We start from the raw sequence: 1,061 nt of genomic DNA, 5'->3' as shown, positions 1-1,061 counted from the left end.
CGAACGCATCGACAAGCTGCCGCGGCCCTTCGAGTTCATCTTCAACACGCCCTCGCACCACCGGGTGCACCACGGCATGGACCCCGAATACCTGGATCGCAACTACGGCGGAATCCTCATCATCTGGGACCGCCTGTTCGGCACATTCGCCCCGGAACGGTTCCGCCCGCACTACGGGCTGACCAAGCCGGTGGACACCTTCAACATCTTGACCCTGCAGTTCCACGAGTACCGCGCGATCATCGCCGATCTGCGCCGGGCGACACGGTGGCGCGACCGGCTGGGTTACCTGTTCGGGCCGCCCGGTTGGCAGCCCGCCGCCGCCCCTGCGGCCAGCACTGCGGTGTAGCGATCGTCCTGACGTAATGGGGGGCGCACCGGCCGGTGTTCGCCTAGGCTGGCAAGCGTCGCAACGGAGCGACAGCGCCGGCCGAGATCGGGTCGAGGCGTGCCGACATGAAGGGGAGATTGTGGCACAGAGCTTGGGAGACACCCTCACTGCAGGGAAGAAGCTCGTCAAGGGCGAGTCGCTTACCTCGAACAACGGGGCTTACACCCTGACGTTGCAGGACGACGGCAACCTGGTGTTGGCGGCACGGGGGAAGGCCATCTGGGCGACGGGCACCAACGGCAAGGACGTGGTGCGCGCCGAGGTGCAGACCGACGGCAACTTCGTGCTGTACACCGCCGACAAGCCGATCTGGCACACCGACACCAAGGGCAAGAAGGACGTCAAGCTGGTTTTGCAGGACGACCGCAACCTGGTGCTCTACGCCGCCGACGGCGCGGCCTGGTCCACTAAGACCGAGACCGACGCACCGCCGCCCGAGGAGCCCAAGGCGGCCGAGCCGGAGGCGCCCGCCGAGGAGGCCGCACCTGCCGCACCTGCTGAACCTGCCGCCCGCAAGTACACCGTGGTGGCCGGTGACACCCTGTGGGCGATCGCCGAGCGGTTCTACGGCGACGGCAACAAGTACCCGCAGATCGCGCAGGCAAGCGGTATCGCCAACCCCGATCTGATCCATCCCGGTCAGGAGCTGACGATTCCCTGATCGCCGCGC

General features: G+C 67.0%; 2 protein-coding genes. Both read left to right on the top strand.

What is annotated here, in order from left to right:
- A partial coding sequence (locus LI92_RS21300) for a sterol desaturase family protein (protein ID WP_046322520.1) occupies nucleotides 1-349 on the top strand: 349 nt, incomplete at its 5' end.
- 133 nt (nucleotides 350-482) lie between these two features.
- Nucleotides 483-1,052 (top strand): LysM peptidoglycan-binding domain-containing protein, encoded by a 570-nt coding sequence (locus tag LI92_RS21295; RefSeq protein WP_152665586.1) that lies wholly within the window; start codon nucleotides 483-485, stop codon nucleotides 1,050-1,052.
- Nucleotides 1,053-1,061 lie beyond the last annotated feature (9 nt).

It is taken from the genome of Mycobacterium sp. UM_Kg1, from assembly GCF_000972925.1.
GTDB lineage: Bacteria > Actinomycetota > Actinomycetes > Mycobacteriales > Mycobacteriaceae > Mycobacterium > Mycobacterium hiberniae.
The sequence above is the reverse complement of the archived record's forward strand: the minus strand, read 5'-3'. Positions and strand labels throughout refer to the sequence as shown.